This window comes from Sanyastnella coralliicola (assembly GCF_030845195.1).
Taxonomy (GTDB): domain Bacteria; phylum Bacteroidota; class Bacteroidia; order Flavobacteriales_D; family Sanyastnellaceae; genus Sanyastnella; species Sanyastnella coralliicola.
In genome coordinates, this window is record NZ_CP132543.1 from 3,023,932 (window position 1) to 3,047,160 (window position 23,229).

12 protein-coding genes are annotated in these 23,229 nt (G+C 49.2%); 5 read left to right on the forward strand and 7 right to left on the reverse strand.

Annotated features, from left to right (window positions below; translation table 11 throughout):
* Positions 1-15: 15 nt before the first annotated feature.
* The 3 genes from clpP (at position 16) to mutS (ending at position 5,237) form a co-directional block, all read left to right on the forward strand.
* Entirely contained in the window at positions 16-696 is a 681-nt protein-coding gene (clpP, locus tag RA156_RS12665) for an ATP-dependent Clp endopeptidase proteolytic subunit ClpP (protein WP_306640547.1), read from the forward strand.
* Positions 697-829: 133 nt separating this feature from the next.
* On the forward strand, positions 830-2,062 hold the full coding sequence (clpX, locus tag RA156_RS12670; protein WP_306640548.1) for an ATP-dependent Clp protease ATP-binding subunit ClpX: 1,233 nt from the start codon (positions 830-832) through the stop codon (positions 2,060-2,062).
* 547 nt (positions 2,063-2,609) lie between these two features.
* Positions 2,610-5,237 (forward strand): DNA mismatch repair protein MutS, encoded by a 2,628-nt coding sequence (gene mutS / locus RA156_RS12675; RefSeq protein ID WP_306640549.1) that lies wholly within the window; start codon positions 2,610-2,612, stop codon positions 5,235-5,237.
* Positions 5,238-5,569: 332 nt separating this feature from the next.
* On the opposite strand, the gene RA156_RS12680 is transcribed toward mutS, so the two are convergent.
* The 3 genes from RA156_RS12680 to RA156_RS12690 are packed head-to-tail and all read right to left on the reverse strand — an operon-like array spanning position 5,570 to position 11,134.
* Positions 5,570-6,877 (reverse strand): TolC family protein, encoded by a 1,308-nt coding sequence (locus tag RA156_RS12680; protein WP_306640551.1) that lies wholly within the window; start codon positions 6,875-6,877, stop codon positions 5,570-5,572.
* On the reverse strand, positions 6,870-10,031 hold the full coding sequence (locus RA156_RS12685) for an efflux RND transporter permease subunit (protein ID WP_306640553.1): 3,162 nt from the start codon (positions 10,029-10,031) through the stop codon (positions 6,870-6,872). Before RA156_RS12685 ends, RA156_RS12680 begins: the two co-directional genes overlap by 8 nt.
* A complete protein-coding gene (locus RA156_RS12690; RefSeq protein ID WP_306640556.1) occupies positions 10,028-11,134 on the reverse strand; it encodes an efflux RND transporter periplasmic adaptor subunit in 1,107 nt (368 codons plus the stop codon). Before RA156_RS12690 ends, RA156_RS12685 begins: the two co-directional genes overlap by 4 nt.
* A 138-nt stretch (positions 11,135-11,272) precedes the next feature.
* On the opposite strand from RA156_RS12690, the gene RA156_RS12695 reads away from it, so the two are divergent.
* Positions 11,273-11,635 (forward strand): DoxX family protein, encoded by a 363-nt coding sequence (locus RA156_RS12695; RefSeq protein ID WP_306640558.1) that lies wholly within the window; start codon positions 11,273-11,275, stop codon positions 11,633-11,635.
* A gap of 122 nt (positions 11,636-11,757) precedes the next feature.
* Here RA156_RS12695 and RA156_RS12700 read toward each other — a convergent pair whose 3' ends face one another.
* Both RA156_RS12700 and RA156_RS12705 read right to left on the reverse strand, forming a co-directional pair.
* The gene (locus RA156_RS12700) at positions 11,758-12,228 is read right to left on the reverse strand and encodes a hypothetical protein (RefSeq protein ID WP_306640560.1); all 471 of its coding nucleotides are present in this window, start codon (positions 12,226-12,228) and stop codon (positions 11,758-11,760) included.
* A 122-nt stretch (positions 12,229-12,350) separates the two neighbouring features.
* A complete protein-coding gene (locus tag RA156_RS12705; RefSeq protein WP_306640561.1) occupies positions 12,351-14,231 on the reverse strand; it encodes a T9SS type A sorting domain-containing protein in 1,881 nt (626 codons plus the stop codon).
* Between the two features lie 351 nt (positions 14,232-14,582).
* Here RA156_RS12705 and RA156_RS12710 point away from each other — a divergent pair, with 351 nt between their 5' ends.
* Positions 14,583-15,503, forward strand: a complete 921-nt coding sequence (locus tag RA156_RS12710; protein WP_306640563.1) for a hypothetical protein — start codon at positions 14,583-14,585, stop codon at positions 15,501-15,503.
* 53 nt (positions 15,504-15,556) lie between these two features.
* Here the strand turns inward: RA156_RS12710 and RA156_RS12715 are convergent, their stop codons facing one another.
* Together RA156_RS12715 and RA156_RS12720 are read right to left on the reverse strand one after the other, a co-directional pair.
* Entirely contained in the window at positions 15,557-19,747 is a 4,191-nt protein-coding gene (locus tag RA156_RS12715; protein ID WP_306640565.1) for a hypothetical protein, read from the reverse strand.
* A 213-nt stretch (positions 19,748-19,960) separates the two neighbouring features.
* Positions 19,961-23,155, reverse strand: a complete 3,195-nt coding sequence (locus RA156_RS12720) for a UvrD-helicase domain-containing protein (protein WP_306640567.1) — start codon at positions 23,153-23,155, stop codon at positions 19,961-19,963.
* Positions 23,156-23,229 lie beyond the last annotated feature (74 nt).

A 23,229-nucleotide genomic window follows, 5' to 3' on the forward strand; every position in this document is an offset into this window, starting at 1 on the left:
AACAGATAATCAGAAATGATCAATCGTAAAGAATTCCTCAAATACGCCGTGCATAACCACGGCATCAGCAGCCACACGGCTGATGATTACATTAGTCACGTGTACGGTCCTGAAAACATGACCCGCACCGTGATCGAAGAACGTAACATGCCTTTCCGCGAAGTAGATGTGTTCTCACGCCTCATGGCTGACCGCATCATCTTCCTAGGAACAGGTATTGACGACTACATCGCCAACATCATTCAAGCACAGCTGCTCTTCTTGGAGTCTGCTGATGCAACGAAAGATATCCAGATCTACATCAATTCCCCTGGTGGAAGTGTATACGCAGGTCTAGGTATCTACGACACCATGCAGTACATCCGTCCTGACGTAGCGACGATCTGTACAGGTATGGCAGCGTCGATGGGCGCGGTGTTGCTTTGTGCAGGGCACGCTGGAAAGCGTACAGCATTGAAGCACTCACGCGTGATGATCCACCAACCACTTGGTGGGGCGCGCGGTCAAGCTTCTGACATCGAGATTACAGCTCGTGAAATCCAGAAGCTGAAAGAAGAGTTGTACCGTATTATCAGTAACCACTCAGGTCAATCATACGAGAAAGTATGGGATGACAGTGACCGTGATTACTGGATGAAGGCTGATCAAGCCAAAGAGTACGGAATGATCGACGAAGTTCTTGAGAAGAAATCATAAGTTTCCAAGGGTACAAGGGGCCTGAATAGGGCGCCTCACCCTAAAAACGTATCTTTGAAAGCTGTACATTATGTGCAGCTTTCTTTTTCTTTTCGCCTAACGGCGGAAGACTAAAAGAGTGAAAGACAGTTCTATGGCTGAAAGAGAGATTAGTTGTTCCTTCTGCGGAAGAAAGAAAAGTGAAGTGAATATCCTCATTGCAGGGATCACTGGTCACATCTGCGATCATTGTATCGATCAGGCGAATAATATCGTCCGCGAAGAACTAGCTCAAGAGAAAAATTCTCAGGTGGAAGCAAGCCTCACGCTGCAGAAACCAAAAGACATCAAGCGTTTCCTCGATGAGTTCGTGATCGGACAAGATGAAGCGAAGAAAGTCTTGAGTGTAGCGGTGTACAACCACTACAAGCGCCTCCTTCAACCCCCTGCAAAGAGCGATGACGACATCGAAATCGAAAAGTCGAATATTGTCTTAGTAGGTGAAACCGGAACGGGTAAAACCCTCCTCGCGAAAACCATTGCGAAGATGTTGAACGTACCTTTCTGTATCGCTGATGCAACCATCCTCACCGAGGCGGGTTACGTGGGTGAAGATGTGGAAAGTGTACTCTCACGTCTGCTTCAATCAGCTGATTTCGATGTTTCAGCGGCTGAACGCGGAATCGTATTCATCGATGAGATCGATAAGATTGCTCGTAAGAGCGATAACCCAAGCATTACCCGTGATGTGAGTGGTGAAGGTGTACAGCAAGCCCTGCTTAAGCTTCTTGAAGGATCTATCGTGAATGTGCCACCACAAGGTGGACGTAAACACCCAGAACAGAAACTCATTTCAGTGAATACCAAGAACATCCTCTTCGTTTGTGGGGGTGCCTTCGACGGTATCGAACGTGTGATTGAACGCCGCGTGAAAACGACAACCATCGGTTACGGTTCGAACGACGCTGAAATCGATATGTCAGGAAGCCTTCTACGCTTCGTGGCACCAACAGACCTGAAAAGCTTTGGATTGATTCCAGAATTGATCGGTCGTTTCCCGGTGCTCACGCACCTCAACCCATTGGATGCCGACACACTACGTCGTATCCTCACTGAACCGAAGAACGCACTGATTAAACAGTACGTGAAACTCTTCGAACTCGACGATGTCAAGCTTAGCTTCGAAAAAGAAGTACTCGACTTCATCGTAGAAAAAGCAGTCGAATACAAACTCGGTGCCCGTGGCCTGCGCTCAATCTGCGAAGCCATCATGACCGACGCCATGTTCGAAATGCCAAGCGGCGACGGCGGATCATTGAAGATCACGCTTTCGTATGCGGAGGAGAAGTTTAGTAAATCGAAGATTTCTCAACTTAAAGTCGCTTAACGACTTTAAAGGCGTTAGGCGTTAGGCTTTAGGCTATAGGCGTTAGACTTTTGCCCGGCGTCCGGCATCCGGCGTCCGTTTTTTTGCTGTGCCTTTCATTCCACGGTCCACGTTCTACGTTCCACGAACCACGAACCACGGTCCACGAACCAACTATCGAGGCATGCTTGCGTGCCCTTAACCGACATGGTGGTTCTTTTGTAGCGGACGGATTTTATCCGTCCCTCTCGGGGGTATTGGCTGTGGGGTAACGCCCCATTCATTCTACGTTCCACATTCTACGAACCACGAACCACGGTCCACGGTCCACGGTCCACGGTCCACAGTCTACAGCTTGTCGAAATCATCTCTTAACCAGCCACTTCAGATCCCTCTCTCCCTACTTTCGTGAATAACGTGTTAATAACCCCAAGCACCTCAAATTGTCAAAAAACGGCATCCCCCCTATTTTCGAGATGCAATACGAATTTTTACATGATTTCTGGTGGGCTGCCGTTTCGTCAATGATGCGGCGGCTCGCTTTTTTTAGGACCATTCCTTCCCCCATATGGCTGGTAGTAAAACAGCATCGAAGAAGCCGGCGGAAACGCCGTTGATGAAGCAGTACAACAAGATCAAGTCTCAGTATCCTGATGCCTTGTTGTTGTTCCGTGTGGGTGATTTCTATGAAACATTTGGGGAAGATGCGATCAAGGCCTCACAGGTTTTGGGCATCGTATTGACCAAGCGAAAGAATGGTGCAGCGGCTTATGTCGAGCTCGCCGGATTCCCGCATCACAGTCTTGACACTTACCTCCCGAAACTCGTTCGTGCGGGGAACCGTGTGGCGATTTGTGATCAGTTGGAAGATCCTAAAACCACAAAGAAAATCGTGAAGCGTGGAGTGACTGAATTGGTGACTCCAGGAGTAGCCTTGAACGATAAAGTGCTCGAGACGAAGTCGAACAACTTCTTGGCTGCTGTGACCTTCGACAAGCGCGCGCAGCAGGCTGGAGTGAGTTTCTTGGATATCTCCACTGGTGAATTCCTGGTTGCTGAAGGAAGTACCGTGTACATCGACAAGCTCATGCAGAGCTTTAAGCCGAGTGAGGTGCTGTACCAGCGCAATACGGATGATACATTCAGCAACGCTTTTGGCGATGGCTTCTACACCTACAAGCTCGAAGATTGGGTCTTTACGGAAGATTATGCAGAAGACTTGCTCTTGAAGCATTTCCAAACATCTTCATTGAAGGGGTACGGAATTGAAGAGCTTTCGCTGGGTGTCATTGCCGCAGGTGCTGCCTTGCACTACCTCGGTGAAACGAAGCATGGCGATACCGATCACATTCGTTCGATCAGTCGCATTGCCGAAGATTCGTACGTATGGCTTGATCGTTTTACGATCCGAAATCTTGAGTTGATCAACTCGCCGCATCCTGATGCCACCACCCTTTTCGATGTGCTTGATCATACTGTTTCCCCAATGGGAAGCCGCATGCTGAAGCGTTGGATGGTGTTGCCATTGCGTGCGAAGAAAGACATTGAGTCACGTTTGAATACGGTGGCTTTTTGGGTCGCTAACGCGGAAGCGGCAGAGGTCATCTCTCGTGAAGTGAAGAGCATTGGTGATCTGGAACGCTTGATCTCGAAAGCAGCGACCGGAAGAATCAATCCACGAGAAGTGTTGCAGCTGCGTGATGCGTTGCAGGCGATTGAGCCCATCCGTGAATTCTGTCTCGACCAAGAAATCGAAGAACTTCGCCTCTTGGGTGACCAACTCAACTTGTGTTCGGTTATTCGTGATCGTATCACCGCTGAAGTATTGGAAGAACCACCGTTGCTCGTAAACAAAGGTGGTGTGATGGCTGATGGGATCAACCCAGAACTCGATGAGCTGCGTTCGATCTCTGCCAATGGCAAAGATCACCTCATGGCCATCCAGCAACGCGAAAGCGAGATCACGGGTATTCCATCACTTAAGATTGCCTATAACAACGTCTTTGGTTACTACCTCGAAGTACGTAACGCGCACAAAGACAAGGTGCCTGAGACATGGATTCGCAAGCAGACCCTCACACAAGCTGAACGATACATCACTGAAGAGCTCAAAGAACTCGAAGCGAAAATCCTCGGTGCGGAAGAGAAGATCAGCGACATCGAGCAGAAGCTGTTTGCAGAGCTCGTTCAGGCCATCTCTGAATACATCGCTCCAATCCAGCTGAACGCACAGTTGATCGCACGCTTAGATAGCCTGATCTCCTTCGCCAAGGTGGCTATTCGCAACGGATATGTTCGTCCGTCACTTCATGAAGACCATGTCTTGAACATCAAAGATGGTCGTCACCCAGTGATCGAACAGAACCTACCGCTTGGAGAGAGCTATGTAACGAACGATGTTTACCTTGACAACGAGCAGCAGCAGATCATCATGATCACCGGTCCAAACATGTCTGGTAAGTCTGCCTTGCTCCGTCAAACAGCCTTGATTACCCTCATGGCGCAGATGGGATCATTTGTTCCAGCAAAGAGTGCAGACATTGGCTTGGTCGATAAAATCTTCACCCGCGTAGGAGCCAGCGATAACATCTCAAGTGGAGAATCAACCTTCATGGTAGAGATGAATGAGACGGCTTCTATCCTGAACAACCTCACTGACCGAAGCCTTGTCCTCCTCGACGAAATCGGACGAGGAACCTCAACCTACGATGGTATCTCCATCGCTTGGGCGATTGCAGAATACTTGCACCAAAACCCAAAGTCGCGAGCGAAAACGCTCTTCGCTACGCACTACCACGAGTTGAACGAGATGGCCGGAACTTTCGAGCGCATCCACAACTACAACGTATCGGTAAAGGAGCACAATGGGAAGATTATCTTCCTCCGTAAGCTCGTCAAAGGAGGCTCAAACCACAGCTTCGGTATCCACGTAGCCAAGCTCGCCGGAATGCCTGTAGCCGTGATTGAACGCGCCTCGAAAGTCCTTAAACAACTCGAAAAGAGCCATGCCGGTGAACTCTCAGGCAAAGCCAAAGAAATCGCTGCCGACAACGACATGCAGCTCTCTTTCTTCCAACTCGATGACCCAGTCCTCGAACGCGTCAAAGAAGAAATCTTAGCAACTGATATCAATACGTTGACTCCGGTGGAGGCGTTGATGAAGTTGAATGAGATAAAAAAGGCTGTTGGCGGTTAGCCTTTGGCTAGGCGTTAGGCTTAAATCCGGCGTCCGGCATCCGGCATCCGTTTTTTGACTCTAAACCCTAGACTCTCGTCCCTCGACTAGATAGTTATTATTTCTTGATCACAAACCTCACGTGCATTCATACTTATATTGTAGTCACGGCATCAATCGCTCAGCAAAGTGAATTATCATTCAACCATCATGGATTAAAGATTCCCTAGACTCTAGACCCTCGTCTCTAGACTAACTAGTTCTCGATTATAATCTATTGATTATCGATTCCCTAGACCCTAGACCCTCGTCTCTCGACTAACAGTTTTCGATTATCGTTTCCAGATTATCGATTACCCCGGGTTGATATACCCCCCACGCAGTCTCACCAAATTCGCATTTGTATCTAGCAGATTCTTTAGGGCTTCGATGCGTCCGATAGCGGCGTTGAGGTACGCTACTTGTTGGGTACGGTAATCGAATGAATTGATGACCCCGTTGTTGTATCGTTCTTCGGCGATATCGAGGGCCAGCTTTTGGTTGGCTACGTTCTCGGCAGTCAGGTTGTAAATTCCGAATTGTGCGTTGTAGAGCTCTACTGCATTACGCAGTTGGGTGCTCACGTTCAGCTGGAGGTCGATTTGGTTGTAGTTGGCAATCTCTTCGCTGATTTGCGCATTCTTGATGGCAGTGCGTGTCTTACCTCCGTTGAAAAGGTTGAAATTGAGCGTGAAGGTTCCGAAGTAGTTGAGGGTACGACCACTTCCTGAAAGTTCTCCGGCGCTGAAGTTGTTATCACTTTGGTTGATTCCCGCGTTGAAGCTCACCACTGGGTACATATTCGCTTTGGCTGAGCGCAATTGCTGTTCGCTGAGCAACTTATTGGCCATGACGTTTCTCAGCTGTTGGTTGCTGTTTTTGACCTCATCCCAGAGGGTGTTGTAGTCGTATGATTGACCTGGAGAACTGAGATCTGTGGTCAACTCCCATACGGTATCGCTGGTTTGAAGCAATAGGTTGAGGTTGCGCATGGCATTGTCAAGCGCTAGCTGCTGCAGGAGGTAATTCGTGCTGTCTGAAACGATGGCGTTTTCAAACTGAAGGATCTCGAAGGTGGTGCTGGCACCCAACTCTTTCTTGAGCTCCATGTACTCCAAACGATCGCGTGAGAGGGCAATGACTTCCTCCAAGACGTCGAGCTTTTCTTGTTGGACTTGGACATCGTAGTACGCCAAAACGATGCCCTGAACGGTGTTTTCAATCACTACTGCTGCATTCCCTTCGCTAAGCGCTTCAAGCAATTCGAGCTGGCGTTTCTGAGCGAACATGCCGAAACCGTCAAACAGTGTCCAGTTCAAGTTGGCACCGTATTGAACGCCTTCTGATTCCAATTTAGCCTGAATGAAGCTGGTCGGGTTCTCGCTGTTGTCTGTGATATTGAGCGAGTAAGATCCCGTCAAATTCAATGAGGGCAAGGCGGAAGTTTGTCCCCACGAGTTGTTGTTCTCTGCGATGTCTGTATTCAGCTTGGCGATTTTGATCTGGAAGTTGTTGTCCAATCCAAATCTGATCGCGTCTTCCAAGCTTAAGTTTTCTTGCGCTAGCGCGGAAAACGTTCCGCCGCAGGCGAGAAAAAGAAGGACTAAAATCAACTTATTCATCTGCCTGGAAATTATCGTTCTTCAATACTTCTCTTAGTGCAGGTTCCCTCTCATTTGGTGGCGGGAAGGTTCCCTTAATCACCCACTGCCACAAACCGTGGAGCCAGTTAGCCCAGATCATAAAGGCCGGAAGGAGCACCAGGATTATCAAGGTTACAAACAACAACCCGAACGCTACCGCGATAGCCATTGGGATGAGGAACTGCGCCTGGAAGCTTTTATTCAAGATGAGTGGTCCAAGTCCGGCGATCGTCGTCACAGACGTCAATACAATCGGACGGAATCGACTCATCCCTGCTGCCCAGAGGGCCTCTCGGAAGTCCATTCTGTTCTTGATATTGGTATTGAACGCGGCGACAAACACCAGCGCATCATTCACCAGGATACCTATCAAAGCGATCATGCCAAGCACACTGAAAAGAGAGATCTGTGCATCAAGCACCCAGTGACCTAAGCTCACTCCGATCAATCCGAATGGAATCAAAGAAACCACTACTAATCCTTGAATTGGCGAGCGGAAGGTCAACATGATGATGAAGACCATGATGGCCAGAATCAACGGTAATACCTGCCCGATACTCTGCTGAGACTTCAACTGCTCGCGGTTCTGTCCTTCGTAGCTTACTGATACACTCGGGTAGTTTGAAAGAATCTCCGGAACTACATTCTCGCGAATATCGCCATTCGCATCACTGGCTGACACATTCGCATCTGCCAAGTCGGCACTCACTTGCACCTCACGCTTTCCGTACAGACGATTAATTGCTACTACTCCACGCTTGACGTCGAGTTCAGCTACTTCATCTAATGGCACTTCCAATCCTGTGACGGTTCGAATGCGAATCTTTGAAAGGTCGCCCACACTTGAGCGATCATCTTCAGAGTAGCGCAACCATACGCGCACTTCGTCTTCTCCTCGTTGCAAGCGTTGCACCTCAGAGCCGAAGTATCCTTGACGTAATTGAGAGAGTACTTCCTGCTCGTTCAGTCCAAGTAAGGTCGCGTTTGGCTTCAAGCGGATGTTGACCTCTTTCAACCCCTTGCGGTTGTTGTCGATTACATCCTTCAGATCATCCCGCTTTTCCATCTCTTCACGCAAGGCGTCTGCTGCAGCGGTCAATTCATCAAGGTCATTTCCAAGGAGCGAAACCGAGACCGGTCTACCGAAGGGACTAAAAGTCGCGAAGCTGATGTTGTCAGCGCCGTAGATTGGACCTACGCGTTGACGAATCATATCGGTCACCTCCAACACTTTCATGTTGCGGGCCTCTCCGTCGAGGAGCTGAATATTGATCGTCCCCTGGTAGGTTGAAGGACCAATACGCTTATCCACCGCTAAGATTAATTGAAGCGAGTCATCACGCTGGGCGCTGAGTTCTTCGCTTACTTCCCACGCCGCTGCTTCGATGCGGTCGAGGGCTTCCGTGGTAATGTAATCACGGGTTCCTGAGCCCATGGTCAAGTTCACCGTAATGTTATCTCCCTCAATGAATGGGAAGAAGGTCGTCTTGACAAAACCTCCACCAATCATACCAGGAACCGTAATGGCAAATACGGCGACAACGATTCCGAAGGTGATAAAAGGGAGCTTCATTGAGAATCGAAGCACCGGCGCATACAGTGTGTTGCGCAGCCAGTCCATCACCCCTTTCATGGTCTTCTCCAGCTTGTTCTGCTTTCGGTCTCTTGCCAAGGCTTTACTGTGACCAACGTGGGCTGGAAGAATCAACGCACCCTCTACAAGAGAGAACACCAAGGTCACCATCACCACAATGGCCATCTCACGGAAGAAATCTCCGAGTCGACCTTCGATGAAGAAGAACATGGAGAAGGCTACCATGGTCGTGACAATCGCACTGAATACTGCAGGAAGAACTTCCAAGGTTCCTTTGATCGTAGCATCATAGCGTGAGTATCCTTCTTCGTATTTCTGATAGATACTCTCAGCTATGACAATCCCGTCATCCACCAAAATACCAATCACGAGGATCATTCCGAAGAGCGAGATCACATTGATGGTTACGCCAAGTAAACCAGCGAATATGAACATCCCAGCAAAGCTGACAGGGATGGCTAATGCTACCCAGAACGCCAACCTTGAATTCAGGAAGAGCGCCAGAAAGAACACCACTAACAAGAACCCCACGATTCCGTTATTCACGAGGAGGTCAATACGTTGGTTCAGCACCACCGATTGATCGCGAATTACGTGCAAGGTGACATCTGAATTCTTAGTATTAAAGTCGTCGATGTATTGGCGCACTTTTTCAGTGATGCCAATGATGTCTTCTTCAAGTAGATTGTTCACCGTCACTACCGCTGCCGGTTGTCCGTTAAACCAATTTCTCGACGGGTCATTGTCACTCCAACGATCCGTCACTTCAGCAATCTCACCTAAGCGAATGACACGTCCGTCTGCCTCGGCACGCACCACGATATCTCTTAGCTCATAGGCACGGTACTCCTTGAATCGTCCACGAATCAATAGTTCTTCGCGATCTGTGCGAATCTTACCACCGGTCGTCTCCAGGTTGGCCGCTCGGATAGCGAGGGACACCTCATTGAAGTTGATACCGAGTTCTAGGAGTCGTTGTTCATCGACGGCTACTTGAATCTCTTCATCAGGGAAACCGCTGAGCGATACCTGAGAAATTCCGTCTTGCGCACGGAGGTCTGATTCGATCCCACGTGCTGTTCGTTTGAGATCGGTCAAACTCAAATCACCCGCCACCGCAAACGAAATGGCAAAGCCGATGGACTCTTGCTTATAGATGATCGGCGGTTCCATGCCGACCGGGAACGAAGAGATGCGATCTACCGCATTCTTAACGTCTTGTAGTTTCTCATCAGTCTTCCCTTCATCTAAGACATCGATGGTAATGGTTGCTGAGTTCTCGGTACATACCGACTTCACTTGGTCTAACCCAGCTACCCCTTTGAGGTTGTCTTCAATCTTGGCCACCACCCCTTCTTCGATCTCTTCAGGAGAAGCACCTGGGTAGACAATCTGCACAGAGATGGTCTTGGTTGGTGTTTCCGGGAAGAAGTTCGAACGCAGGTTGAACATCCCGATGACACCTGCCAAGAGAATGGCAATCATCACCAGGTCACCAGTGATTGGAAACTTGATGAAGTATTTGATCAATGAATTCATGGGCGCTGCGCTTTCACGATCATACCGTCGTAAGCTCCAGGAATACGCTCACTGATGAGCTCTGCATTGTTGGATAAACCACGAATCAACGCATCCTTAGACGAAGCATAAATCACTTCTACCGTCTTCGCTTCGAGAATAGAATCTTGCTCCAAGACAAACACCGTTTGATCATCCAGCAACAGGTCTAGCGGAATACGTGTGACATCTGCTACTGATTGCGAATACACCTTCCCTTCCAGGTAAACCCCATCTCGGAGGTTGTCATTATTCACTTGGCAGAAGATCTTCGCCGTTTGTGTTGTGGGGTCAATGCTCTCTGAGATCCGCGTCACCTTTCCTTTGATGATGCTACCAGCTTGCATGAATTCTACGGAATCGCCCACTTGAACCACTTGAAGTGCATTGCGCGAAATGGCTGATTCTACTTCAAATCCTCCTCCACTCACGAGCTCTCCAATTTTTTGTCCGACCCGAACTAGTGATCCAGGATTCACAGAACTCATGGTCACTTCTCCAGTAAACGGAGCCGTCAACACGTACTTATTAAGGCGTTCCTCTGACGAACGAATCGAGTAGAATTGATTCAAGATGCCTCGGTTCGACAAGAAGAACTTCTCTTGATCTGAGGCCGGACTAGGCATATCCTGCAAACGCGATTCCACATCGAGGTTGGCCGTGTAACTCCTCCATGTTTCGTAACGGTCTGGGTAATCGATTTTGATGTCAGCCAATGCCCCTGTCAATAGCTGAAGGAAGGCGCTGCGTTGAGCGATCAACGACATGCGTAGCTCGCTCCCATCCATGCGAAGCATGACATCTCCACGGCGGTATTTTGTTCCTGCTCTGAAGTCCTTTTTTGAAGACTGCACTACGCCAGACACTTCTGCGAAAATCTCGATTTTGTCTAGTGCCGTGACACGTCCTTGCACATAGGTGACAGGTGCTTGGGCTTGCACAGAGGCAGGCACGACTTCAACTAATCTTTTTGCTTTGGGAGGACTACTCACCGGGGGCTCCGGCTTCATTCCGATTAAGACTGAGGCGACAAATCCGCCAATTGCTATGATGACAATTCCTACTAGAATTCGAAGGACGACCATGGGCTGTGTTTTAACTCGATTGCAAAACTACAGCATTGTCTAGGTCAAAGTTCACGAAGAGATCAAAAACCTTCAACCTGTACCAGTGTATTTAAAATTCATTCTCGATTTCGTAGCTTTTGTTACAAATCACACGAGATGACTGAAAGAACTAGAAAGATTGTAGTCATAATCATCACCATCCTCCTCGCTGCATGGATGATCTTGGCCGGTGTAGGAAAACTAATGCAACCAGAAGAAGTACTTCAAATGTGGGACAAATGGGGATACCCAGCCGCATTCATGATGTTCATCGGCGTCGCTGAAATCGCTGGTTCGATCGGTTTATTCATCCCCAAATTCCGCAAACTCGCCGCCCTCGGATTAATCATCATCATGATCGGCGCCGTAGTCACCCACGGCATCAACGACGAATACTCCAACTTAATGGGGCCTATTATTGCGATTTTTATGTTGGTGTTGACGATTGTACTAAGGCGACCTATAGCTCAGGAGGAGTAGCTTTCCGGCGTCCGGCGTCCGGCATCCGTTTTTTGTTTCGCCGTACTGTGGGCTCGCATGCGCGCCCTTAACAAAACTTACGCCTTAAGCCATACGCCATAAGCCTAGCGAAGCGAAGCTCGCTACCCTATCTCCGCAATCTTCCCATTCACCAACTCCACATATGGAACCAAGTATTCTGGAATCGCGTTCGTGGCTTGATCAATGCGCCATTGATAGGTGACTTCGTTGACTACGTATTCAATGAAAATCCCTCCTTGGTCTGCGCAGTCTGGACAGCCGATTTCTTCTGATTCTTCGTTTAGAAGTTCTTGAGGTAGTTCCGTCAAGACGGGAAGTGCGCTGATGTATGCTTCATTCGAAAGCAAGACAAACTCGTAAGGGCCTGCACCGGGATAATTGTCGGCAACATCTTTATACAAATTGGAACCTGTCAGACGGTAGGTTTCGACGCAACCGTCGCCGGCACATTCACCATAGAAATGTCCGAAGGTAATCGACTCTACACGGGTGCCGTCGCGTGAATCATCTTCACGGCTGCAAGAAGTAAGAGCTAAAATTCCGCCAAGGAAAAAGAGCGTAGCGAGTTTCATGAGTACTGTTTTGGTAGTTTAGAAACGAGCTAGGCTCGTTTCTAGTATGCGGTAGGCTGTAGGCAGTATGCCGCTTACATGCAGCATACAGCTTACAGCCTACTGCGTACGTCGCGAAGCGATCACCGAACTACTCGGAGGCTTTCGAGCATGCCGTCTTCGCGTTGTACTGAGAGAATGTAAACGCCAGGAGGCAGAGCGCTTACGTCGATCTGAGTTTGTCCTTTCAGGGCTTGCGCTGTTAGGACGAGTTGCCCCGTAGCGTCGAACAGACGGATGATCTGATCTTTCGCTTCGAAGTCCATTTTCACAGTTAGAATTTCTCCAGCTGGTTGTGGGAAGGCACTCAGGCGGTCATCCAATTCCGCGTTAGCGTTAGGAACACCAACCACGCCATCAAGAGTAATAGTTCCAGTCACAGAACCACAGTCATTGGTAAGCGTGAGCGTCACCTCTGCTGTTGGACCTGTTTCGAAAATGTGGAATGGGAAAGGATCAGTGCTGGTGGTACCGTCACCGAAATCCCAGAGGTATTCGTCTGCTTGGGAGATGTTCCAGAAGCTGAAACCATCACCCGATGGTTGAGCTACAATACTGATACCTGGAGGAACACAACCGAAACACTGCTCTTCGAGCGCTTGGATATCCTGAGAGAATTCAAGCGCATTCTGTGCCGCATTCAGCGGACCTTCGCCTTCATCAGCAAGCGCCCAGCAAAGGACAGAATTCGTACAGAACTCCATTCCTGGGGTCAGTGTGAATGGTGCCGTAGAGCACATCACACGGACATCTGAAGGCGCTTCATCGATCGTCTCTGGGATGCCATCGTGCTGGAAATTCACTGTCACCCCGTTTTCTTGGAACTCTTGTCCGTTCACGAAGTAACCCGCCATCCAGTTGTAGTAATCCAAGCTCTGGCTCGGTAGAATAGTGAATGGATCATCGATCAATCCATGGCCTAACCCTAAGGTCTCATTATCCACGATTCCGTCGTCGTCATTGTCTACTCCGTCGAAATCCATCGGAGGTCCTTCTAACAATCGGAAAACCAAGGCAGGAGTGTCATTTCCGAAGCCGCCTGAGCCCTCATCAACCGCATCACCGTTAAAGGCAATCATGGCATTTTCTTCTGGCACGAATACCGCGTAATCATCGGCAAAGTTCCCCAAGTCTGGATCGAGGAAATGCCCGATGTAGGTATCTGACAGGGTTTGTGTGCCTCGGTTGATAAACTTGGTGCGATGGAACACTGCGTTAAAGTATTCCTCAGAGTAGTAACGGTAGACCATGTGATGAATCTCCATCCCAATCATATCACCACCGGAAGCCGTGTGCACGTTTCCTTTATCGTTCATGATCCACACATAACACTCGTCCCCTTTCAAGGTATTACAGCAATCATCTTCGTTTCCAAAAAGCGGGTAATCACCCCCTGTAGGGTCGTAGAAGTTGTTCTGATCGTAATCGAAGTAAGGGAGCAAGTCGAATGCTTGTCCTTCATCCACATTGCCATGCGCTGGGTAGGTGAAGAACTCTTCTGGAATGACATACCCATTCGGGAACATCATTTCCTCATCGCAATCTGGATCGTTCAAGCAATCAAAGTAAGCGCGATGCTGTTCTGACCAAGAGCGGAAAAGACGAATGATCACATCATACTGACCACAAGTCTCCAGACTCACCTCAGCCGTCCCATCCGCCGTCAGCGGACCTGGGTAAAAATCAGCACCATCAGTTCCGTAGGTATCCGCAGCCAGCTTTAACTGTTGATCAGGAGTAATCCCTCCAATCCATTGAGACATCACATAAAGGAGCGGGTTCTCATCCCCAAAATCTCCTATTCCTAATGCCGGGCTAGGCCCCAATGAATTCAATACGGTACCGCTTGTACCTTGAGAATGTACCACTCCGCTACTTGCAGAAATGATACCTGTTGTTCCTTGCTCGCATTGCGCCACAACTAGGCCAGGCAGGAGCAGGAATAAAATGTAAAGTTTTTTCATAGCTCTGTGTTTTATGGCAGAGCGAAGTAGAGCAGTGGGTTTCAAGGTCAATATAGAGGTTGTGGGTGGGGTGGCCTATTGTTTGATTCCTAAAAGGATGGAATAATAACTATTCCATTTAGGCTTATGGCTTATGGCATAAGGCTTAAGCCCAGCACAGAACCAACTTACGCCATAAGCCTTACAGCCAGCACAGAACCAACTTACGCCATAAGCCTTACAGCCCAGCACAGAACCAACTTACGCCATTGGCCTTAAGCCTTAGGCCAGAGGGCGAAGCGACCTATCAGACATCGTCCTACAGACCTCTATGCAACCTGCACGTAAGCAGGGGTAATTAATTATAATCTGATGAAAACGTTTTGCACCCTTCTTGCAGGATTTCTCCTGTGTTTTAATGCTTCTGCTCAATGCATGGAAGTGAATACAGTGGCTTGGTCTGATGACGAGTTTACAATTACCGTTCAGGTGAGTGATCAAAACCTTGAAATTGTTCAGCCTGATGGTTCCATTACTTCGGCAGATGAGATGAGCATGATTTACTTCACGGCAGAGATCGATCGATCGGGAGATACCTTCGCTTGGTTTGTCAATGGCGAGGCGAATTCTTGCACCTTATTCTTTGATCCAGATGAAGCCACTATTGTGTTTGACTTCGCAATTAGTACGCAAGAGCCTGGTGAGTGTGAAGGGGCAGACGGAAGCGTTTGTGTCAACCTCAACGGCTATGATGATGTGGCCTTCTCTATGGGTGCTACAGAAGCGGTGAATGGATGCATCTCAGATCTCGAAGCGGATGATTACACCTTGACTTTCGATGACATCATAGGAAATGATGGGGTGCGATATATGAATAGCAATAAAGACGTCAGCATTGCGGCTCTTCAAGTTGTGCTCGCTAGCGCGGAAGGAAATTTGACTCCAGAGATCGATGGAGGTTCTGGAAATTACTCCTACGTATTTGACGGGTATGGTGAAGATGAACCTATCCTATCGTTTACTGAAGGATGTTTCACCGTGGAGGTGACTGACCTTGACACAGGTTGCAAAACAACACACGTTGGATACGCCACGCCTTCTATTCTAGGCGACTTTAAAGACGCTTTCAATATGGACGGTTACGATGCACGTGTAACGGCATCTGACTTGATGGCCACGCTCGGACTTTACGGTACGATGGCCTCAACAAAAGCTGACTTTAATTGCAGCGGACATACAGGAATCGAAGACCTACTCCAGTTTCTTACAGCATTTGGCACTGGTGTAGAGTGATTAAATAGCAGAACGACAAAAAAACCGCCTCGAGGGGCGGTTTTTTTTATCTCTTAGAATCGGTCGAGATCCACAGGTCTCATGACACCGAACCATTTCAATACTTGCTCTCCAACACCTGGAACATCTACGTGAATTAAGTAGACTCCTCCGGCGATTGGAACATTCGCTTGGTTCTTCAAATCCCAATCCAACGAAGTCAGTGGGTCTGCCTTGTTGTATTGACGAATCAAGGTTCCGTTCAAGCTGTAAATCGATACTGTACAAACCTCTGGTAGGTTCGTAATCTTCACACGGTTATCTAGCTTGCTATCCTCGTACTGAGAGTAAGCGTAGTATGGATTCGGCACCACATTGATTTCATCCAACACTTCCGTTAGCACAGAACCGTTGGTGGTTTGAGTTGCCACTCCACGCGTGCTGAAACCGTAGTATGGGTTCCAGAAGTTCGCGTCGTTGCCATACACTTCGTAATCACGCTGGCTTGGAGAGTATTTCTCGTAAGCTTTAGCCACACGAAGGCTGACACGGACATCAACTGGGATCAATCCTTCTTCTACCGATAGCATTTCGAAATCAGGATTCACCAAAGAAGAACCTACCCAAGTACACGCACGGAATACGCGGCGCTGGTTCGTGCTTGAGTAATCACTTTCCAAGTTGGTGTAGATGTAGTTTCCTTCATCGTAGGCCGGCATGCGGTTGTCTGTGTTCTCTTCGTACTGCGCATTCTTGAATACGTAGATCCAGTGCTGTCCACCTGCGTAAATGGTATTGCCTAGGTTTGAGCTGATACGCGACGATGGGTTCCAGATCATGTCGTTCCCATTATCTGCTGAGAACCATGAATCTTCACCGAACGCCATGTTCAATCGTTCCCCTGTTCCCACATCAATGGCGTATCCAGGGAACCATCCCATACCAATCGGCTGCGCTCCATTCAAGGTGGCTTCGCTTGCGCTTCCACCTTCGGCTACGGTGCGTCCATTCTTGTCAACAGAAGCGTGACGACGTAAACGCATCTTCTCAGGATCATCAAAGTCTCCTCCGATTTGATCACGTTCATCTTGGATCAACTCTTCAATAGGCTGCATCTCGAGCACCGCGGCACGTGTCCACTTGCTCTTGTCGCTCGTCAGCACGATGTCTACGTTATTCAGTCCGCTGATGTTTGAGAATGGACTTAAGTCTCCTTCCAATCCATCAACTGTTGGGGCTACCGCCGGAATCAGTACCGATTCAGTCGCTCCCACTGGAGTCACTTCACCTGTGTATGAACACAAGGCATACGGTGCCCATGTTCCTCCGATAACTCCTTCGTAGACTTCCTCTTCATCCAATGGATCACCTGGCTTGAGGTCATCGAAGATCACTTCTTCTTCTACGTCGTCGTTTTCGGTGTTCTGTGTTCCTGAGCGAATCCAGTTCAACTCGCTGAATCCTTCCTGATCAGGAATTCCTAGTAACCATGGTTGAGATGCGTCTGCAAACTCTATGCTTCCGTCAATGAGATCCGTGTAGCTTCCGTTGTTTGGATAATCATACTGTTCCCAGGTGATGGAAATACCCCAATCGAGCAAGAGCTGTTCGTTCTCAATATTGATCGCACGTGACGACAACTTCGTAGCGCGTTCATCATTCGATGGATCGTCATCCTCCAACATCGTTAGGTTGGTGATCTCCCAGAAGGCAGAATCACTTTCCAAGCCTTGATCTTGTGGAGCCAAGCGCAATTCGAAATCAGCAGCTGGTACGTTGAGTGGATCAACCACTTTCACGTCAACTGGTCCTGCCCCACCTTCGTAAGTCAGGTTGCTGGTGAAGGTATTGGCAACAATGTCAGCTTCACTCGCCGCTGTGATAGTCAAATTCAACGTACCGTTTCCTTTTCCTTCGTAACGGGTCAATTCGATACCATCACCATAGGAAGCGAAGGTAGACGTCCCTCCTGCCTCAGGTGCAGGTGAATGAGGAATTCCGGTGTACACCTTAATCGCTGTACCTCCTGCTGCCGAGCGGCTTGCCTTGTACTGTTCGTCTTGTCCGGTAAGAAGAATAGGATTGTACTGCTCGTAGTTGTTGTAACCGTAAGCCAAGGCCATGAAGTAGTAGGTCTTGTGATTCACCAGACGGTTATCTCCTTGGGCAAAGGCATCGTTTAAGATGCGGAATGAATGACGAATTCCTTCGTTCTCTCCGTTCGCCATCAAGGTTGGAACAGGAATACCGAACTCTGCATTCAATGGTGTATTCACCACCACATCCACCGTGTCTTCCAAGTCAACTGTGTATAACAAGCGTGCACGATCTGGGTCTTCCAAATCAGCCACAGATACTGTTGCATCTGACAATTGGTAGATCTGGTATCCTTGGAAGCGGTACTTGCGTTCATCTACAGTCAACTGCTCACCAGAAGTGGTAAACTCAGGAATCGCAGGATCAAAGGCTTCGTACTCTTCGTTGAAGTTGTTTGAAAGGGCATTGTCATTCGACAAGTAGAGAATCAACTCCTTATCTAGTTCCTGAATTGTCACGTCCGGAGCATCTGGACCAGAAACGATCTCGAAACAGTTATCGAACAGGGCCTGCGCTTTGTCATCTGCAATTCGAAGCAGGTTCACTGATTCAAATGGATCACCACCCGTAGCGCGAGCATAAACTACCCCAACGGTAATGTTGTTGTAATCTCCTGGCTCCAGGGTAAATGGACCTGCACTCTGCATGAATACACGGTCACCTGGAGGGTTACCTGCCGTCTGTTCTGTCCATGGCTCTGTCGCCTCCCCTTCTGTACCCCAGTTATAAGGGTCGGTATCTCCTGGGAACATGTAATCGGCTTCAATGGTCAAGTCAGCTCCAGTAGCTTCACTGAAGGCATCTCCACCGTAAGCCATTCGCTGTCCGTTTCTCCAGAAACCACGCATGTAGTTGTAGTACTCAATCGCTGTCGTCGGTGCACCGTTTTGTCCACCACCAAAGTTGTGGTAGAGGAACTTGCGCATCCCGAAACGCTCGTTGTCGATGATATCATCTCCATATCCGATTCCAATACCTCCGTATGGGATACCTAAGGAATCAATCGCGTCGCTAAAGTTGATCGTGAGCGGGTTATCTACACCGTCTTCATCTTGGTAAGGACCTTCAAAGAAGTCAACCCCCATAGCAGGTGGGTTTTCACCGTATCCAAGTGAGATGGAACTTGGCTCATCCACGGCATCTCCGTTGTAAGCGTATCCAAGTCCGCGGCCCACGTCACAACCTACGTAGTCATCTGGGAAACCACCAATATCACAGTCAACCCACTGAGCGAAATATGTATTCGTCAGGGTCTGCGTACCCTGGTTGATCATGACGTAGTTATAGAAGGTCATGTTGTTCACCTCATCGTTGGTCGAGAAGGCAAACGCTTGTGCACGAATCTCCATTCCAATCGGCTCTCCTTGGGTCTCCGAGTGGATGTTTCCTTTATCGTTTTGGATCCAGAAGTAGTTGACGTCTCCAAAGAGCGGTACCGCATCTTCACGACGACGTTCAGCACAGTTGATTTCCTGAATGAAGTCGTACCAAGGGTAATCTCCCTGTCCCGGATCGTAGAATCCATTCCCGTTGTAATCAAAGAATGGCGCGAGGTAAAAGTCTTGGCTCAGCGAAACATTTCCGTGCGCTGGGTACTCGAAGAAGTATGACGGGATCGCATATCCAGCGAGGTCATCTTCGAGCTCACAATCAGGGTCTGCTAAACAGTCAAAGTACTGACGATGACGAATTGCATCTGTGCGGACCGTACGGACAAATCCGTCGTACTCTTCACAAGTGGCTTCGTCAATTTCAGCTGCTCCGTCGTTGGTCAGTGGTCCAGCCCAGAAGTCGTTTCCGGTGGCACCATAACGCATGGCCGCGAGTTTCAACTGCTGGTCAGGAGAAATCCCTCCCATCCAGAGTGCCCCTCCGTACATCACACTAACCTCCCCACCGATAGGAACCTCATAGGCTCCTACACTTTGGGCACGGTCATGCCAAAGGGCGCCATTGGTTGACACCAAGGCACGCACATTATTCCATTCAAGGTCGCGGAGGGCAGTAGCAGGAGCACATGCCGCAGCACGTGTCTCATCTAAAATCGAGGGCTGTTCTTCAGCGCGTTGCTGTCGCAATGCGTCAACGAACTCTGCCTTCGTTTGCCCAATAGAGCATAGGGTGAGCAGCCCCCCAAGGAGGGTGCAAATCAGGCGCAAGGATCTCATGTTTCAGGTTTGGACTCCCAAAGTACGACTGCGAATTGGTTCATGCAAAAGGGTAGTGGTGAAAGGGGGTGAATTCTTTCGATTCTACGGCTTTGGTTTCCAGGAAGTCGTATTCCGGCGTCCGGCGTCTGGCGTCCGTTTTTTTTCTGCGCTTTGGGCACGCATGCGTGCCCTTAACCCACCGCGATCTGCGATCCGAGTTCCGCGTTCCTCCTACACCTTCTTCACCACCGCCTCATCCGTATACAACAACCACCCCTCTACCGGTAGCTCTGTCATGCGCTGGCATACGCCTACGTATTCCGCTACTTGATCGTGGTGTTTCTTTTCTTGTTCGCCGGTTTTGTAATCGATGACTACCCATTTGTTTGGGTAGATGACGATGCGGTCTGGACGTAGCTCATTGCCGCGTTCGTCGATGAGGGCGCGTTCGTTGTAGACGGTGCCGGTGCCGTCGAACCAGGGTTGTGCTTCTGGGATGTTGAGGACCTCTTCGATGCTTCGAAAAATGCTTTGCCATTCGTCTTCCGTCATGCGTTGCCATGGGGTGGGAAGGACTTTCAGGCGTGGAAGGTCAGCGTGCGATTCGATGCGCGCGAGTAGGGCGTGAACTTCTTCGCCTCGGGCTCTTGGGGAGAGGTTGTCTCCTTCGGCGCGGAGGTAAGGATCGTCAATGCCGATTTTGAGGCGATCGTCTGCGGAAGCGTGTTGGAAGCGCTTGATGATTTGAACGCCTTGGTCTTCGTCTTGTTCGTGGGTTGGGGTGACGGGGGAGCCTAAGGCCGGTGCGCCTTGCCATGGACTTTCACCGATGACCTGTTTTACGGCTTCGCCGAGATTTCCGAGTAGGTTGTCTGCCCCTTCGTTTGCTTCGAGCAAGATGTGCAATTGATCTACCGCTCGGGTAAGGGAGACATAGACCACATTGAGTTCATCAAGCTTTTCGCGTTCGCGTTCTGCCTCGTATTGATTCTCGACGCTAGTGTTCTTCATCTTGGATAGCGAGAGCACACCGAAAGGCAATCCTAAATTCATCCCTTCGAGGTTGACATGCATCATGGAAGAGGTGCCGCCCCCTTTGGGTTGATTTAAGACAGAGATGACTACCGGGAATTCCAGTCCTTTTGACTTGTGGACGGTCATCACACGGACACCATCTACATCTTCAGGTATTGAGATGCTTCGCTTTTTTCCCTTTTGATCCCATCGCTCCAAGAACCCCTGTAGGCCTTCCGCATCGTCTACTTGACTTTGCAGGGCCATGTCCATGAGTTTTTCGGCGTACGCCGGGAAACGGGAAGAGACACCGAGCAGGTCACTGAGCATCGCTACTAGATCATAGAGCGGCTGTTCAATGAGCAACTCAGGAAATTCAATCTTGAATTCATCCTTTAGGAATCGATGTAGATCGATGCGTGAACGACCACGAACCTTACCCTCTTCATCAGGCTGCGGGAATTGCGTGTATTCACCCAGCAAGGAAACCAAATCGTAGTTTGGATGTAGCGCGGTAAACGCCTGGAAGAACTTCGCATGACCACGTTGATCATCGTTGCGGTTAAGCGCTTTGAGCAGCTGAATAACAGCGAGCGGTGCTACATGTCGGCCGAGTTGTAGACTCTCTTCCGTGATCGACATGATGCGATCGCGATCTGGATCGTCTTCATCGTTCAGTAGGAAACGAGAAATCTCACTTCCGATGCTGTTTGACCTGACCAGGATGGCAATATCTCGGTAGGCAAACCCTTGATTCCGAGCGTCAGCGATTAGATCATAAATACGTTGATGGCGCTCAGGAATGAGCTCTTCATTCTTTTGGAAATAGTAGCCTTGCGCCGTGACATAACCACCGTCTTCGCCCTTCACTCCCTGAACCAAATGATCATAAATGGAACTGTGCTCATCGCTCAGGTGATGTTGCATCAACTCGAAGACCCCGTTATTGAATTCAACAACATTCTTGCGCGAACGCCAGTTGTTTTCAAGCTCATTGGAACTGTAATAACGCACCAAGGCATCTTGACGCTCTTGCATCACACTTCCCTCCTCAACATGTCCGAGCAGGTAGGGTAGGCGTTGTAGCTGGCGCACATCTCCATTTCGCCAACGGTAAATCGCTTGCTTTCCATCCCCTACAATGAGGTTGAATTTCCCTTTAGCGAGGCTGTTTTCAATGAGCGGGAGGAAGTTCTGCCATTGCACCACCGAGGTATCTTGAAACTCGTCAATCATGAAGTGGTGGTAGCGCTCTCCAATGCGTTCGAAGATGAACGGTGCTGGGGAATTGCGCACCAATATTTCAATGGTTCGGTTCAGGTCACTGAAGGTAAAGACGTTGCCTGCAGCTCGCACTTCATCAAGGTTTCGTTCCAATTCACGCAGGGTCGCGAGTTGGAACATGGCTTTTGACAGGTTCAGCTTGAGTCTTGCTTGCCTTCCCTTTTCACCCTCTACAAAACCCAGTACCTCTTCATAACAGGCGGTCAACTGCGGCATCAATGCCTCCACTTCGTGAATTCTGTCTTCATTCTTTTTTGCCACAAGGGAAGCCTCCCCATCGAACTGCTTTCGAATCGTGGCGCTCGGTTCCTTCCATTCTTTCCCTACCCAGCGATCAAAGGCCTTCGGAATATACTGGCTAGCAAAAAGCGCTCGCACTTGGTGATTCTCTATCAACTCAAGGCCGCGCGCTGCCGCTTTGGCCGCTACCGATTCCGCGCTAGCGTATTCAGCCCGGAAAGAAGCCTGCAGACCTAAGAAATCAAACTCTTGTTCTTTGAGCTTGCGCACGATCGGACGAAACTCTTCCTTGAACAATAGCTCACCGAACTTGAGGAGCTCACGCTGCGGATCCCAGCCATCTTCGTCTTCAATGCGTTGCAGGATGAACTGCTCGAGAATCTTTGTCAGCTCTTTTTCTTGAGGCCCCACCTTGTTCAAGAGCAGATCTACCGCATCTACGATCAAGGTTGACTCGTCTAATTCAAGGCGGAAGTCGCCATCAAACGCCAGTTCACGGGTAAATGAACGCACCAAGCGGTTGACAAACTTGTCGATGGTCATGATGCTGATCATGCCGTAATGCGTCATCATGTGATGGTACATGCGCTTGGCCCGACGAATCAATTCATCGCGTGGAATCTTGAGATCTTGGGTCAAGGTCTCGATGTGATCACCTTCACCCGTAGCCAGTTGGCGCATGGCCTTCAAGACACGCGATTTCATCTCATCAGCCGCCTTATTGGTAAAGGTGATGGCGAGGATGTGACGGTAATAGTCTTCCTTCTCCTCGCTCAAGGCTGCCGCTAGGTAATGCTGGACCAACGAGAAGGTCTTTCCGGAACCCGCGCTGGCGCGCAAGACTTCGAAAACAGCTGCTTCAGCAATATGTAAGGAAAGGTCAGACATAGGTAGGCTACAAATATGGACGAATTTCGTGATGAAAATCACTTCTTCTGAGCGCCTCTAGCCCTTAACTTTGA

Excerpts from the sequence above, each read along its gene's own strand:
- clpP (WP_306640547.1), top strand. The coding sequence starts at position 16 with ATGATCAATCGTAAAGAATTCCTCAAATACGCCGTGCATAACCACGGC.
- clpX (WP_306640548.1), top strand. The coding sequence starts at position 830 with ATGGCTGAAAGAGAGATTAGTTGTTCCTTCTGCGGAAGAAAGAAAAGT.
- mutS (WP_306640549.1), top strand. The coding sequence starts at position 2,610 with ATGGCTGGTAGTAAAACAGCATCGAAGAAGCCGGCGGAAACGCCGTTG.
- RA156_RS12680 (WP_306640551.1), bottom strand. The coding sequence starts at position 6,877 with ATGAATAAGTTGATTTTAGTCCTTCTTTTTCTCGCCTGCGGCGGAACG.
- RA156_RS12685 (WP_306640553.1), bottom strand. The coding sequence starts at position 10,031 with ATGAATTCATTGATCAAATACTTCATCAAGTTTCCAATCACTGGTGAC.
- RA156_RS12690 (WP_306640556.1), bottom strand. The coding sequence starts at position 11,134 with ATGGTCGTCCTTCGAATTCTAGTAGGAATTGTCATCATAGCAATTGGC.
- RA156_RS12695 (WP_306640558.1), top strand. The coding sequence starts at position 11,273 with ATGACTGAAAGAACTAGAAAGATTGTAGTCATAATCATCACCATCCTC.
- RA156_RS12700 (WP_306640560.1), bottom strand. The coding sequence starts at position 12,228 with ATGAAACTCGCTACGCTCTTTTTCCTTGGCGGAATTTTAGCTCTTACT.
- RA156_RS12705 (WP_306640561.1), bottom strand. The coding sequence starts at position 14,231 with ATGAAAAAACTTTACATTTTATTCCTGCTCCTGCCTGGCCTAGTTGTG.
- RA156_RS12710 (WP_306640563.1), top strand. The coding sequence starts at position 14,583 with ATGAAAACGTTTTGCACCCTTCTTGCAGGATTTCTCCTGTGTTTTAAT.
- RA156_RS12715 (WP_306640565.1), bottom strand. The coding sequence starts at position 19,747 with ATGAGATCCTTGCGCCTGATTTGCACCCTCCTTGGGGGGCTGCTCACC.
- RA156_RS12720 (WP_306640567.1), bottom strand. The coding sequence starts at position 23,155 with ATGTCTGACCTTTCCTTACATATTGCTGAAGCAGCTGTTTTCGAAGTC.